This is a genomic window from Streptomyces sp. NPDC004561, from assembly GCF_053602155.1.
Genome location: NZ_JBSGDB010000048.1, coordinates 1 through 14,092, shown reverse-complemented (window position 1 = coordinate 14,092; position 14,092 = coordinate 1). Strand labels below are relative to the sequence as shown.

Here is a 14,092-nt window from a genome sequence, read left to right as displayed (position 1 = left end):
TCACATTCCTCGTCGGGGAGCCGCGGCGGCTCCCTGGCCGGCGGCCACCTGCCGCAGATAGGGGTTGGTGGCGCGCTCCTGGCCGATGGTCGTCTGGGGGCCGTGGCCGGACAGCACCACGGTGGAGTCCTCGAGCGGCAGGCACACCCGTGCCAGCGACCCGAGCATGTCCTCCATGGATCCGCCCGGCAGGTCGGTGCGTCCGATGGAGCCGGCGAACAGCAGATCCCCGGAGAAGAACACCGACGGGACGTCGGCGGTCTCGGGCATCCGGAAGGTCACCGACCCCTTGGTATGGCCCGGGGCGTGCGCGACGGAGAACTCCAGCCCGGCCAGCTCCAGCTTCGCGCCGTCGGCCAGCTCCCTGACGTCGTCCGGCTCCCCCACGGTCAGCTCCCCCATCAGCGGCATGCCGATGGACCGGCCGAGCGCCTTCTCGGGGTCGCTCATCATGTACCGGTCGTCCGGGTGGATCCAGGCCGGTACGTCGTGTGCGCCGCACACCGGGACGACCGAGGCGACGTGGTCGATGTGGCCATGGGTGAGGACGACCGCGACGGGCTTGAGCCGATGTTTGCGCAGTGCTTCCTCGACGCCTTCGGCGGCCTGGTGGCCCGGGTCGATGATCACGCACTCCTCACCGGCGGCGGGGGCGACGAGATAACAGTTCGTCCCCCAGGCCCCGGCGGGGAACCCGGCAATGAGCACGATCGTCCTTCGTTGTGTCGACTAAAGGCGGCTTCAGCAGCAGTCAGAGCCTACCGGCGCTGCCGTTTCCTCAGCGAACCCATATACGGTACGGGGCTACACGCAGCGGTCTGCTCACGAGGGCGCACGCGTACCGCTCGACACACACGACACGCATGAGGAGAGAACCCGGTGGTCAGCCAGGAGCAGCGGCGGCGTCAGCTCGCCCGGGAGAAGTTCTTGCGGCAGCAGCAGCGGCGCACCGACGCGCGGCACAAGGCCCGCGTACGCAACTCCGTGATCGCGTCGGTACTCGGCGTGGTCGTGATCGGCGGCGTCGCCCTGTACTCGACCGGGGCGCTGAAGCACAGCGACAAGAAGACCGACGTCAGCGCCCAGACCACGCCGAGCGCCACGCCGCCGAAGAAGGCCCCGGACCCGTGCCAGAAGCCGGCGGCGGGCTCGGTGCAGAAGCTGAGCTGGAAGACGGAGCCGGCGATGTCGATCGACACGTCGGCGCAGTACACGATGAAGCTCGCGACGACGTGCGGTGACATCGGCATCGCGCTGAAGACGTCGGCGGCCCCGCACACGGTGAACTCGTTCGACTTCCTGGCGGGCAAGGGCTTCTTCGACCACACCAAGTGCCACCGGCTGACCACGCAGGGCATCTACGTGCTCCAGTGCGGCGACCCGACGGGCTCCGGCAGCGGCGGTCCGGGCTACACGATCCCGGACGAGAACCTGAAGGACAAAAGCCTGAAGGCCAACTCGTACCCGGCGGGCACGGTCGCGATGGCCAACACCGGCCAGAAGCACACCGGCGGCAGCCAGTTCTTCCTCGTCTACAAGGACAGTCCGCTGCCGCCCAACTACACGCCGTTCGGCACGATCGACGCGGCGGGCCTGAAGGTGCTCGGCAAGATCGCCGCGGCGGGCGAGAGCACGGGCGCCGGTGACGGTGCGCCGAACGCGACCGTCGTGATCAACAAGGCGACTGTCACGAAGTCCTGACGCCACCGGGAGCCCGAGAACGGCCGGCTGTGGAATTTCGGTCGCGCTGGATGCGGACAGGCAACCCGCTGGTCGCCTATGTTGGCCGTGACGAAACTGTGGACGATGCCCGGGGTGTCGAAACCCCCCGCCGGCATCATGTGGAGGAGGCGCTGTGAGCAGCGACCCGTGGGGCCGCGTCGACGAGACGGGGACCGTGTACGTGCGTACGGCCGACGGCGAGCAGGTCGTCGGATCCTGGGCGGCAGGCTCCCCTGAGGAGGCGCTGGCCTACTTCGAGCGCAAGTACGAGGGCCTGGTTGTCGAGATCGGCCTCCTCGAGAAGCGTGTGCAGACCACCGACCTGTCGGCGAAGGACGCCCAGATCGCCGTCGACCACCTGCGCGAGCAGGTGGACGCGCATCACGCGGTCGGCGATCTGGACGCCCTGCGCAAGCGGCTGGACAAGCTCGTGCAGACGGTCGAGGCGCGCCGCGAGGAGCGCAAGGCCCAGCGGGCCAGGCAGTCCGACGAGGCCCGCAAGGCCAAGGAGGACCTGGTCGTCGAGGCGGAGCAGCTGGCGCAGTCCGACCAGTGGCGGGCCGCCGGTGAGCGGCTGCGGGCGCTGGTGGACACCTGGAAGGGTCTGCCGCGGCTGGACCGCAAGTCGGACGACGAGCTGTGGCACCGCTTCTCGCACGCCCGGTCGGCGTTCTCCAAGCGCCGCAAGGCGCACTTCGCCCAGCTGGACGCGCAGCGCGAGGACGCCCGCCGGATCAAGGAGCGGCTGGTCGCCGAGGCCGAGGCGCTGTCCGGCTCCACGGACTGGGGTCCGACGGCGGCCCGCTACCGCGAGCTGATGGCGGAGTGGAAGGCCGCCGGCCGCGCCCAGCGCGAGCACGAGGACGATCTGTGGAACCGCTTCCGCGGCGCCCAGGACGTGTTCTTCGCCGCGCGCAGCTCGGTGTTCGCCGAGCGGGACGCGGAGCAGGCCGAGAACCTGAAGCTCAAGGAGGAGCTGGCCGAGGAGGCCGAGAAGCTCCTGCCGATCACGGAGCTGAAGGCCGCCCGTGCCGCCTTCCGTTCGATCAACGAGCGCTGGGAGGCCATCGGCCACGTCCCGCGGGACGCGCGTCCGAAGGTCGAGGGCCGGATGCACACGGTCGAGCGGGCGATCCAGGAGGCCGAGGAGGCCGAGTGGCGCCGGACGAACCCGGAGGCACGCGCGCGTGCCGAGGGCCTGACCGGCCAGCTGCAGGCCGCCGTGGACAAGCTGACGGGCCAGATCGAGCAGGCCCGCACCCAGGGCAACAACGCCAAGGCCGACAAGCTGGAGCGCGAGCTGGAGGGTCGCCAGGCGCTCCTGGACCAGGCCCTGAAGGGTCTGCAGGAGTTCGGCGGCTAGATCCCCGGTACTGACGTGAAAGGGCCCCGTACGCGCGTACGGGGCCCTTTCCGTGCCGGTGGGCCCGCTGGGGCCGGGCGGTCGCCTACGAGCGGGTGCGTCCCGAGGTCACGCGGTACACGTCGTACACGCCCTCCACGCCCCGTACGGCCTTCAGGACGTGGCCCAGGTGCTTCGGGTCGCCCATCTCGAAGGTGAAGCGGGAGGTGGCCACCCGGTCGCGGGAGGTCTGCACGGCGGCCGAGAGGATGTTGACGTGCTGGTCGGACAGGACGCGGGTGACGTCCGACAGCAGCCGGGAGCGGTCCAGGGCCTCGACCTGGATGGCGACCAGGAAGACCGAGGACTGGGTGGGCGCCCACTCGACGTCCAGGATCCGCTCCGGCTCCCGGGACAGCGACTCCACGTTGACGCAGTCGCTGCGGTGAACCGATACGCCGCTGCCGCGCGTGACGAAGCCGATGATCGGGTCGCCGGGCACGGGCGTACAGCAGCGGGCCAGCTTGACCCACACGTCGTCGACGCCCTTGACGACCACGCCCGGGTCGGCGCTGGAGCGGCGCTTGCGGCCCCGGCTGCGGGACGGCGGGACCGCCTCGTCGATCTCCTCGGTGGCGGCCTCCTCGCCGCCGAGGGCCTGGACGAGTTTCTGCACGATGTTCTGCGCGGAGACATGCCCCTCGCCGATCGCCGCGTACAGCGCGGAGATGTCCGAGTAGCGCATCTCGTGCGCGAGCGTGACCAGGGAGTCACCGGTGAGGATGCGCTGGATCGGCAGGTTCTGCTTGCGCATGGCCCGCACGATGGCGTCCTTGCCGTGCTCGATCGCCTCGTCGCGGCGCTCCTTGGAGAACCAGGCCCGGATCTTGTTGCGGGCGCGCGGTGACTTGACGAAGCCGAGCCAGTCGCGCGACGGTCCGGCGCCGGCGGCCTTGGAGGTGAAGACCTCCACCAAGTCGCCGTTGTCCAGAGTGGATTCGAGCGGTACGAGCCTGCCGTTGACCCGTGCCCCTATGGTGCGGTGGCCGACCTCGGTGTGGACGGCGTAGGCGAAGTCGACCGGGGTGGCGCCGGCGGGCAGCGCTATGACGTCGCCCTTGGGCGTGAAGACGAAGACCTCGTTGCGGGACAGGTCGAAGCGCAGGGACTCCAGGAACTCGCCGGGGTCCTCGGTCTCCTTCTGCCAGTCCAGCAACTGCCGCAGCCACGCCATGTCGTTGATGGCGTCCTTGTCCTTCGCGGACGTCTTGGGGGCGTCGGTACGGATCTTGGAGGTGCCGGCGACGGCCTCCTGCTTGTACTTCCAGTGCGCGGCGATGCCGTACTCGGCACGGCGGTGCATGTCGAAGGTGCGGATCTGGAGCTCGACCGGCTTGCCGTTGGGTCCGATGACCGTCGTGTGCAGCGACTGGTACATGTTGAACTTGGGCATCGCGATGTAGTCCTTGAACCGGCCGGGGACCGGGTTCCATCGCGCGTGCACGGTGCCGAGGGCGGCGTAGCAGTCCCGGACGGTGTCGACGAGGACGCGGATGCCCACCAGGTCGTAGATCTCCGCGAAGTCACGGCCGCGGACGATCATCTTCTGGTAGACGCTGTAGTAGTGCTTCGGGCGGCCGGTGACCGTCGCCTTGATGCGGGCGGCACGGAGGTCGGCCTGGACCTCGTCGGTCACTATGGCCAGGTACTCGTCCCGCTTCGGGGCGCGCTCGGCCACCAGCCGCACGATCTCGTCGTACATCTTGGGGTAGAGGATCGCGAAGGCGAGGTCCTCCAGCTCCCACTTGATGGTGTTCATGCCCAGGCGGTGGGCGAGCGGCGCGTAGATCTCCAGGGTCTCGCGCGCCTTCTTCTCCTGCTTCTCGCGCTTGAGGTAGCGCATGGTGCGCATGTTGTGCAGGCGGTCGGCGAGCTTGATGACCAGGACGCGCGGGTCCTTGGCCATGGCGACGACCATCTTGCGCACGGTCTCGGCCTGAGCGGCCTCGCCGAACTTGACCTTGTCCAGCTTGGTGACGCCGTCGACCAGCAGGGCGACGGTGTCGCCGAAGTCGCGGCGCAGCTGGTCCAGGCCGTACTCGGTGTCCTCGACCGTGTCGTGCAGCAGGCCGGCCATCAGCGTGGCCGGGTCCATGCCCAGCTCGGCGAGGATGGTGGTGACCGCGAGCGGGTGCGTGATGTACGGGTCGCCGCTCTTGCGCTTCTGGCCGCGGTGCCAGCGCTCCGCGACCTGGTAGGCGCTCTCGATCTGGCGGAGCGTGGCGTTCTCGATCTTGGGGTCGTTGCTGCGCACTATGCGCAGCAGGGGTTCCAGGACCGGGTTGTACGGGTTCGCGCGCTGGACGCCGAGGCGGGCGAGACGGGCGCGGACACGGTTGGAGGAGCCGGTGCGGCCGGGCTGCACGGCGGGCGGGCGCACGACCGGCGGCTGCACCGGGCGCTCGGCGGGCGGGGGCTTGGGACGCGAGGACTCGGCACTCTTCTCGACGGGCGCCGACTGGGCGTGCTCGACCGTCCCGCGGGTGTCGTTCTTCGCGGTCGACACGCTCGGCGCGGGCTTGGCCACGGGTGCCGAGGCGGGCTCGGGCTTGGCGGCGGTCAGTGGCTGGGCCTCGTCTGGCAAGAGGACTCCTCTGCGCGATCCGGGTCCCCCGGGTCAGGCTCCGGAGACCCCCATGGTAGCGATCCCGCGCCCGGTCATCGCCTGCAGGCGGAAGTGAGGACCGTGTACCCCTGAAACGCAGGGGGCTCCCGTGTGATTCCGGGAGGTGACGCGGTGGTGAGGGGACGGCGTGCGGTGGGTGTCCCACGGGTGGCCCTGCCGGGGCGTCCGAAACGCGTACGGCCGCCCCGGCAGGGCGCCGGGACGGCCGTACGACGAGGCGGGTCACACCTGGAGGAGCGCCTCCAGCGGTGCCCCGGAGAGGGCCGGCTCCAGGCGGGCGCGGCCGCCGAGGAAGCCCAGCTCCATGAGGACCGCGAGGCCCGAGACCTCGGCGCCGGCCCGCTCGATGAGCTGGATCGCCGCTTCGGCGGTGCCACCGGTCGCCAGGACGTCGTCCACGATCAGGACGCGGTCGCCGGCGGCCAGGTCCTCGGCGTGCACCTCGATCTCGGCCGAGCCGTACTCCAGCTGGTAGGCCTGGCGCAGGGTGGCTCCGGGCAGCTTGCCCGCCTTGCGGACCGGGATGAAGCCGACGCCCGCCCGGACGGCGACCGGGGCGCCGAGGATGAAGCCCCGGGCCTCCAGGCCGACGACCTTGGTCGCGCCGGTGTCCGCGGCGATCCCGGCGAGCGCGTCGGTCAGGGCCGTGAACGCGTCCGGGTCCGCCAGGAGCGGGGTGATGTCCTTGAACATCACGCCCGGCTCCGGGTAGTCCGCCACGTCACGGATCCGGCTGAGCAGCAGCCCTGTGAGGTCGGCGAGGTCGCTCATCGGCGCTTCCCGGAGGGGCGGCCACGGCCTCGGCCGCGGGACGCGGGCTGGTTGCGCGGTCCCACGACGGCGGGGGTGGCGTCCTCGGGGTCGTCACCGCCGGGACGGTCGAGGTCCTCCGTGGCGGCCTGGGCCCGCTTGGCCATGACCCGCTTGGTGAGGGCCTTCATCGCGGGCTCGCGCTCCTTGAGGTCGGCGACGAGCGGCGTGGCGATGAAGATCGAGGAGTACGCACCGGCCGCGAGGCCGACGAACAGCGACAGCGAGATGTCGTTGAGGTCACCGGCGCCGAGGAAGCCGCCGCCGATGAAGAGCAGACCGGCGACCGGCAGCAGGGCGACGATCGTGGTGTTGATGGAGCGGACCAGGGTGCCGTTGATCGACCGGTTGGCGATCTCGCTGTAGGTGAAGCGGGTCTGCTTGGTGATGTCCTTCGTCTGCTCCTTGAGGCTGTCGAAGACGACGACCGTGTCGTAGAGCGAGTAACCGAGGATGGTGAGCAGACCGATGATCGTGCCGGGCGAGACCTCGAAGCCGACCAGGGCGTAGATACCGGTCGTGATCGTGATGTCGTGGATCAGCGCGACCAGGGCCGCGATGGCCATGCGCCATTCGAAGGCGATGGCCAGGTAGATCACGACGAGCACCATGAAGATCGCCAGGCCCTCCCAGGCCTTGTTGGCGATCTCCTGACCCCAGCTCGGGCCGACCAGGTCGGCGGCGAGCGACTCGGGGTTGAGCTTCATGTCCTTGGCCAGGCTCTGCTTGACCTGGTCGGACTTGGCCGTGTCCAGGCCGGCGACCTGGATGCGCAGGCTGCCGTTGCCGAGCTTCTGCACGACGGCCTGGTGACCGGAGGCGTCCGTGGCGTACGACTCCGCCTGAGCGACCGAGACGCTCATGTTGGTCGGCGTCGTGAAGACGGCGCCGCCCTGGAAGTCGATGCTCATGTTCAGGCCGCGCACCGCCAGGCCGACGATGGCCGTGATGGTGATCAGGATCGAGACGCCGTACCAGATCTTGCGCTTGCCGATGAAGTCGTAGCTGATCTCGCCGCGGTGCAGCCGGGCGCCGATGGAGCCGAGTTTCGACATCGCTCAGGCCTCCTTCGGGTCGACGGGGCCGGCGGCGGGGCCGGCGGGACGGCGGGTGCGGCGCAGCGGCGGCTTGCCGCCGAGGCTCTTCGGGTCGAGGCCGGACCACTTGTGGCCGTTCGCGAAGAACTTGCGGCGGGCGAGCAGGGTCATCAGCGGCTTGGTGAACAGGAAGACGACGACCACGTCGAGCAGCGTGGTCAGACCCAGCGTGAACGCGAAGCCCTGCACCTTGCCGACGGTCACGATGAACAGGACGGCGGCGGCGAGGAACGACACGAAGTCGGAGACCAGGACGGTGCGCCGGGCACGCGGCCAGGCACGCTCGACGGCGGGGCGCAGCGAGCGGCCCTCGCGGATCTCGTCCCGGATGCGTTCGAAGTACACGATGAACGAGTCCGCGGTGATACCGATGGCGACGATCGCACCGCAGACGGCCGGCAGGTTCAGCGCGAAGTGGATGGCCGGGCCGAGCAGCGACATGATCACGTAGGTGAGCGCCGCCGAGACCATCAAGGACGCCACGGCGATGAGCGACAGCCCGCGGTAGTAGAACACCAGGTAGATGATCACCAGGGCGAGGCCGATCGCGCCTGCGAGCAGACCGGCGTGCAGCTGCTGGCCGCCGAGCGCGGCGGTCACCGTGGTGACGCTCGACTCCTTGAAGGACAGCGGGAGCGCGCCGTACGACAGCATGTTGGCGAGGCTCTGGGCGTCCTGCTGGGTGAAGCTGCCGGAGATCTCGGCCTGGCCGCCGCCGATGGTGGTCTGGACGAACGGGTGGGAGACCACCTGGTCGTCGAGGACGATCGCGAACTCGTTCTGCGGGGCGGTCTTCTGCGACAGCTGGCCGGTGATGTCGGCGAACTTCTTGGAGCCCTGGGAGTCGAAGGTCATCTGGACCTGCCAGCCGCTGGCGCCCTGGGTGTCGAAGACGGCCTGTGCCTTCTTGACCTCCTGGCCGTCCACGGCGACGGGGCCGAGCAGGAACTTGCTCCAGACCTTGCCGTCCTTGCCACAGGCGACGGTCGGCTCGCCGGGCTTGGCGCCCTGGCCGGCACCGTTCTGCGAGGACGGCTTGGTGCAGTCGAGAGCCGCGTAGCGCGCCTGGAGGTCGGTGGCGCCCGTGTTCCCGGACGGGGACGGCGAGGGCGAGGTGGTGGCCTTGGGAGACGCGGAGCCGGTCGCGGACGGCGTCGGGGAGGTCTTCTTCAGCCCATCGGTGACGGCACGGCCCTGGCTGGTCGCGGAGGCCGAGGGAGTGCCGGATCCGGTGGCCTTCTGCTTGCCGGAGCCGGTGGACGCGCTCGGCGAGGGGCTGCCGGTGGCGCCGGGCGAGGGGCTGCCGCCCTTGCCGGAGCTGCCGCTCGGGCTGGGCTGGCCGGTGGCGCCCTGGGGCTCCCGCTGCAGGACGGGGCGGAAGTACAGCTTGGCCGTGGTGCCGACCTGCTGCTGTGCCTCCTTGGAGTTCGTGCCGCGCGGAATGTTGACGATGATGTTGCGATCGCCCTGGGTCTGGACTTCCGTCTCCGACACGCCCAGACCGTTGACACGGCGGTTCATGATGTCGACCGCTGTGTCCATGTTGGTCTTGTTGATCGCGTTGGGCTGGCCCGGCTGGTTGACCGCCGTCAGCGTGATGCTGGTGCCGCCGGCAAGGTCGATACCGAGACGGGGGGTGGTGTGCCCTGAGGCGAACATTCCGCCGGTGAGCGCCGCGATGGCGATCAGGATGAGGGCCAGTGAGCGCCCTGGTTTGCCCTGGGCGCTCGAGCTCCGGCCCTTCTTAGGTGCTGCCACCTTCTCGTACTCCCTCTCGGGCCGCCCGGCGCCGGGGTCGGCGCGCGGCGGCCATGACATGGTGTCGTCGGGCTCCCGTGCGGGAAACAGACGCGCCCGGCGGTGCGCGGGGCGTGATTATGCCGCGCCGCGCGCCACCGGGTCGTGACTACTTCGCGTCGGAACCGCCGTCGGTCTTCTTCGGCTCTTCGTCCGCCTTGGCCTCGGCGGCCTCGGCCGCGTCGGTGCCGTCCTCGTCGGCGTCCTTCTTACCGAGGTCGATCTTGTCGTCGGAGGCGGCGGCAGCGGCGGCAGATCCGTCGGTCTCGTCGGTCTCGGTGAGGGAGGACGCGTCGTCCGGGACGATGCCGGCGTCGGACTTCAGGTCGTGCTCGATGCCGTGGACGATGCGGTTGTACTCGTCGTCGGTGAGAACGGCGCCGATCGCGTTCTTGGCGAAAAGGAGGTCGACGCCCGGACCGGCGTCGAGGAGGACCGTGTCCTCGTTGACCTCCTTGACCGTCGCGTACATTCCCCCGATCGTGCGGACGCCCGAGCCGGGCTGAATCTCGTTCCGCATGGTGGCGGCCTGCTGCTGCTTCTTCTTGGCCGAGCGCGTCATCAGGAACATGGCCGCGATGAGCACGATGAAGGGGAGAAGGGTAAAGGCATTCACGGGACGGGGTTTCCTTCGCGCGACCGCGACGGAGAGCGGCCTGTTGACGGGGGTGTGGGTCGGCGCCGCCCGCAAGGGCGGCATCGGCGGAGTCTAAGCGAGTCCACGCGCATGGAACAACGCTCAGCATGGCACCTGAGTTCCTGGTCGGGCCAATGCCCTCGCCGACAGATGGCCATCGGGCTGCCGTCGGGGCCCCGTCAGGCCGCCCTCACGCCCCGAACAGGTCCTGTTGTCCGTTTCCCGTCGCCGAGCGGGGCGGGGTGAGGCCGAGGTGGGCCCAGGCGGCGGGGGTGGCGACCCGGCCGCGCGGGGTGCGGGCCAGCAGGCCCTCCCGGACGAGGAACGGCTCCGCGACCTCCTCGACGGTCTCCCGCTCCTCCCCCACCGCGACGGCGAGGGTGGACAGGCCGACCGGTCCGCCGCCGAACAGTTTCAGCAGGGCCTCCAGGACCGCGCGGTCCAGCCGGTCCAGGCCGCGGGCGTCGACCTCGTACACGGCGAGGGCGGCCCCGGCGATCTCCCGGGTGATCAGGCCGTCGGCCTTGACCTGCGCATAGTCCCGGACGCGGCGCAGCAGGCGGTTGGCGATGCGGGGGGTGCCGCGGGAGCGGCCGGCGATCTCGGCGGCGCCGTCCGGCTCGATCTCCACGTCGAGCAGGGTCGCCGAGCGGTGCACCACGCGCTCCAGCTCGCGCGGCTCGTAGAACTCCATGTGCGCGGTGAAGCCGAAGCGGTCGCGCAGCGGGGGCGGCAGCAGGCCGGCGCGCGTGGTGGCGCCCACCAGCGTGAACGGGGGCAGCTCCAGGGGGATGGCGGTGGCGCCGGGGCCCTTGCCGACGATGACGTCGACGCGGAAGTCCTCCATCGCCATGTACAGCATCTCCTCGGCGGGCCGGGACATGCGGTGGATCTCGTCCAGGAAGAGGACCTCGCCCTCCTGGAGGGAGGAGAGGATCGCCGCGAGGTCGCCGGCGTGCTGGATGGCGGGGCCCGAGGTGATGCGGATGGGGGCGCCCATCTCGGCGGCGATGATCATCGACAGGGTGGTCTTGCCGAGGCCGGGCGCGCCGGAGAGCAGCACGTGGTCGGCGGTGGCGCCGCGGGCGCGTGCGGCGCGTAGGACGAGGTCGAGCTGTTCGCGGACCTTCTCCTGGCCGATGAACTCGCCGAGGTCCTTCGGGCGGAGGGCGGCCTCGACGGCCTGGTCCTCGCGGTCGGCGACAGAGCCCACCAGCCGCTCGGGGGCGGTGCTGTCGGTGGTGTCGTCCCAATTCATCTGGTCTGCCTTACGACGGTCTCGGTCAGCGGGCGCGGTTCAGGGTCTGCAGGGCGGCCTTGAGCAGCACGCCCACCTGCGGGGTTCCCTCGGCCGCCTCGGCCTGCGGGGCCACGGCGGCGACGGCCTCGTCGGCCTCCCTGGTGGCGTAGCCGAGGCCGATGAGGGCCGCGTGCAGCTGGTCGCGCCAGCCCTGGGTGACCGGGGCGCCGATGGCGGGGGCGGTGCCGACGGGCGCGCCGAGCCGGTCCTTCAGCTCCAGGAGCAGCTTCTGGGCGCCCTTCTTGCCGATGCCGGGGACCGCGGTGAGGGCCTTCTCGTCACCGGTGGCGACGGCGCGGCGCAGCGCGTCCGGGCTGTGCACGGCGAGCATGGCCTGGGCGAGGCGGGGGCCGACGCCGCTGGCGGTCTGCAGCAGGACGAAGACCTGGCGCTCGTCGTCGTCGGAGAAGCCGTACAGGGTCAGCGAGTCCTCGCGGACGACCAGCGAGGTGTGCAGCTTGGCCGGCTGGCCGATGCGCAGCGTCGACAGCGTGTTCGGCGTGCACTGGACGGCCATGCCGACGCCGCCCACTTCGACGACCGCGGCGTCGGGGGCGAGCGCGGCGACCGTGCCGCTGACGAAGGCGATCATGCCGTACGGCCTTTCGTGGTGTGGGTGGTGGACGGAGTGACGATGACGCCGTGGCGGAAGGCACGCGGCATGGCGGCGCCGCACCGTGAGAACCCACGGCCGCCCCCGAGTACGCGCACCACGCTCCCCCACCTCTCCGTGTCTACTCGGGCCTTCCGGGGCCCGCTGCTGTGCCAGGTTATTCGGTGGCACCGACAACGCGTCGTGCGCCCCGATGATCAGTGGGTCGGCAAAAAAGATCACGGCCCAACACGCAAGACAGTTGGATAAGTTGCGATAAGTCAGACATTCGCGGCCGATTCTCCATTGCCGCACGCACTTGATCACTTGCAGCTTCTCGAACAGCCGAGCGAGTAACCGCCGTTCGGCAACGAGTGGACGCACGTTCGCTCATGACCAAGTGACAGAGAATCGGGGAACTACCGGGTGCTTCAACTACTCCTACGGTGACGGCATTTCCACCACCACCGTCTACTTCATGCGAGGACGCCTGGCCTGACGAAGGCGATCATGCCGTACGGCCTTTCGTCGCGTTGGCCGTGTGCAGGGCGACGGCCTGCTGGAGGCGGTTCTGGGCGGGGGCGCGCCAGATGTGGCAGATGGCCAGCGCGAGGGCGTCGGCCGCGTCGGCGGGCTTGGGTGGTTCGGCGAGCCGGAGCAGCCGGGTGACCATGGCGCCGACCTGGGCCTTGTCGGCGCGGCCGCTGCCGGTGACAGCCGCCTTGACCTCGCTGGGGGTGTGCAGCGCGACCGGGATGCCGCGCCGGGCGGCGCACAGCATGGCGACGGCGCTGGCCTGGGCGGTGCCCATCACCGTGCGGACGTTGTGCTGGCTGAAGACGCGCTCGACGGCGACGAACTCGGGCCGGTGCTCGTCCAGCCACTGCTCGATGCCCTGCTCGACGGCGAGCAGGCGGTGGCTGAGGTCGGCGTCCGCGGGGGTTCGTACGACGCCGACGCCGATCATGGTGAGCGGGCGGCCCGCGACCCCCTCGACGACGCCGACACCACACCGGGTCAGCCCGGGATCCACCCCCAGTACGCGCACGCGCCCCTCCCTTCGATCTCCTGTTCGCGCAGGCTATCGGGTGCCACTGACAACGCCGTGCATAGCGACGGGCCGACGGGTGTGTCCCGTCGGCCCGGTCTGCCGGCCGCGTGCGTTACGCGTCGACCTTCTCCATGATCTCGTCGCTGACGTCGAAGTTGGCGAAGACGTTCTGCACGTCGTCGCTGTCCTCGAGCGCGTCGATGAGCTTGAAGATCTTCTTGGCGCCTTCCTCGTCCAGTTCCACCTGGACCGAGGGGACGAAGCTGGACTCGGCGGAGTCGTAGTCGATGCCGGCCTCCTGGAGGGCGGTGCGCACCGCGACCAGGTCGGTGGCCTCGCTGATGACCTCGAAGCTCTCGCCGAGGTCGTTGACCTCCTCGGCGCCGGCGTCCAGGACCGCGCCGAGCACGTCGTCCTCGCCCAGCTCGCCCTTGGGGACGATCACGACGCCCTTGCGGCTGAACATGTACGACACCGAGCCCGGGTCGGCCATGTTGCCGCCGTTGCGGGTCATGGCGACGCGGACGTCGGAGGCGGCGCGGTTGCGGTTGTCGGTGAGGCACTCGATGAGCACCGCGACGCCGTTCGGGCCGTAACCCTCGTACATGATCGTCTCGTAGTCCGCGCCACCGGCCTCGAGACCGCCACCGCGCTTGATGGCGGAGTCGATGTTCTTGTTCGGGACCGACTGCTTCTTGGCCTTCTGGACGGCGTCGTAGAGCGTCGGGTTGCCGTCCAGGTCGACGCCGCCCATGCGCGCAGCGACCTCGATGTTCTTGATCAGCTTCGCGAAGAGCTTGCCGCGCTTGGCGTCGATCACGGCCTTCTTGTGCTTCGTCGTGGCCCATTTAGAGTGGCCGGACATCTGCCTGTCTCCTTCGCGTAACCCATCTATGAACGAACGCCAGAGATCCTACAAGGACTCCGCCGCCCGGTTGGCGCGCACCATGTCGACGAACAGGGAGTGCACGCGGTGGTCGCCGGTCAGTTCCGGGTGGAACGACGTGGCGAGCGCGTTGCCCTGGCGGACCGCGACGATGTGGCCTTCGTGCTCGGCG

Annotated in this window: 12 protein-coding genes and 1 pseudogene; 2 read left to right on the top strand and 11 right to left on the bottom strand. The window is 70.1% G+C overall.

Features of this window, described 5'->3' with window-relative positions:
- Nucleotides 1-708 carry an MBL fold metallo-hydrolase gene (locus tag ACWEN3_RS09520; RefSeq protein ID WP_452967797.1) on the bottom strand — a complete coding sequence of 236 codons (708 nt, stop codon included), beginning with the start codon at nucleotides 706-708 and terminating at the stop codon, nucleotides 1-3.
- Nucleotides 709-879: 171 nt separating this feature from the next.
- Between ACWEN3_RS09520 and ACWEN3_RS09515 the strand changes: the two genes are divergently transcribed.
- Together ACWEN3_RS09515 and ACWEN3_RS09510 are read left to right on the top strand one after the other, a co-directional pair.
- The gene (locus ACWEN3_RS09515; protein WP_452967795.1) at nucleotides 880-1,701 is read left to right on the top strand and encodes a peptidylprolyl isomerase; all 822 of its coding nucleotides are present in this window, start codon (nucleotides 880-882) and stop codon (nucleotides 1,699-1,701) included.
- Nucleotides 1,702-1,855: 154 nt separating this feature from the next.
- A complete protein-coding gene (locus tag ACWEN3_RS09510) occupies nucleotides 1,856-3,085 on the top strand; it encodes a DUF349 domain-containing protein (RefSeq protein ID WP_452967792.1) in 1,230 nt (409 codons plus the stop codon).
- Between the two features lie 85 nt (nucleotides 3,086-3,170).
- Here the strand turns inward: ACWEN3_RS09510 and ACWEN3_RS09505 are convergent, their stop codons facing one another.
- The 10 genes and pseudogenes from ACWEN3_RS09505 to ACWEN3_RS09460 all read right to left on the bottom strand — a co-directional run.
- Nucleotides 3,171-5,708 carry a RelA/SpoT family protein gene (locus ACWEN3_RS09505; RefSeq protein ID WP_452967790.1) on the bottom strand — a complete coding sequence of 846 codons (2,538 nt, stop codon included), beginning with the start codon at nucleotides 5,706-5,708 and terminating at the stop codon, nucleotides 3,171-3,173.
- A gap of 264 nt (nucleotides 5,709-5,972) precedes the next feature.
- The gene (locus tag ACWEN3_RS09500; RefSeq protein WP_452967788.1) at nucleotides 5,973-6,521 is read right to left on the bottom strand and encodes an adenine phosphoribosyltransferase; all 549 of its coding nucleotides are present in this window, start codon (nucleotides 6,519-6,521) and stop codon (nucleotides 5,973-5,975) included.
- Nucleotides 6,518-7,615 carry a protein translocase subunit SecF gene (secF, locus tag ACWEN3_RS09495; RefSeq protein ID WP_452967787.1) on the bottom strand — a complete coding sequence of 366 codons (1,098 nt, stop codon included), beginning with the start codon at nucleotides 7,613-7,615 and terminating at the stop codon, nucleotides 6,518-6,520. The genes ACWEN3_RS09500 and secF overlap by 4 nt, the downstream gene beginning before the upstream one ends.
- A 3-nt stretch (nucleotides 7,616-7,618) precedes the next feature.
- The gene (gene secD, locus ACWEN3_RS09490; RefSeq protein ID WP_452967784.1) at nucleotides 7,619-9,415 is read right to left on the bottom strand and encodes a protein translocase subunit SecD; all 1,797 of its coding nucleotides are present in this window, start codon (nucleotides 9,413-9,415) and stop codon (nucleotides 7,619-7,621) included.
- A gap of 148 nt (nucleotides 9,416-9,563) precedes the next feature.
- Nucleotides 9,564-10,070, bottom strand: coding sequence for a preprotein translocase subunit YajC (yajC, locus tag ACWEN3_RS09485; protein ID WP_452967781.1), 507 nt, complete (start codon nucleotides 10,068-10,070; stop codon nucleotides 9,564-9,566).
- Nucleotides 10,071-10,281: 211 nt separating this feature from the next.
- A complete protein-coding gene (gene ruvB / locus ACWEN3_RS09480; protein ID WP_452967778.1) occupies nucleotides 10,282-11,349 on the bottom strand; it encodes a Holliday junction branch migration DNA helicase RuvB in 1,068 nt (355 codons plus the stop codon).
- Between the two features lie 25 nt (nucleotides 11,350-11,374).
- Nucleotides 11,375-11,983 (bottom strand): Holliday junction branch migration protein RuvA, encoded by a 609-nt coding sequence (gene ruvA / locus ACWEN3_RS09475; RefSeq protein WP_452967777.1) that lies wholly within the window; start codon nucleotides 11,981-11,983, stop codon nucleotides 11,375-11,377.
- A gap of 508 nt (nucleotides 11,984-12,491) precedes the next feature.
- On the bottom strand, nucleotides 12,492-13,031 hold the full coding sequence (ruvC, locus tag ACWEN3_RS09470; protein WP_452967775.1) for a crossover junction endodeoxyribonuclease RuvC: 540 nt from the start codon (nucleotides 13,029-13,031) through the stop codon (nucleotides 12,492-12,494).
- A 115-nt stretch (nucleotides 13,032-13,146) separates the two neighbouring features.
- Nucleotides 13,147-13,899, bottom strand: coding sequence for a YebC/PmpR family DNA-binding transcriptional regulator (locus ACWEN3_RS09465; RefSeq protein WP_452967772.1), 753 nt, complete (start codon nucleotides 13,897-13,899; stop codon nucleotides 13,147-13,149).
- A gap of 48 nt (nucleotides 13,900-13,947) precedes the next feature.
- Nucleotides 13,948-14,092, bottom strand: a pseudogene (locus ACWEN3_RS09460) (pyridoxal 5'-phosphate synthase glutaminase subunit PdxT); the annotation flags it as partial.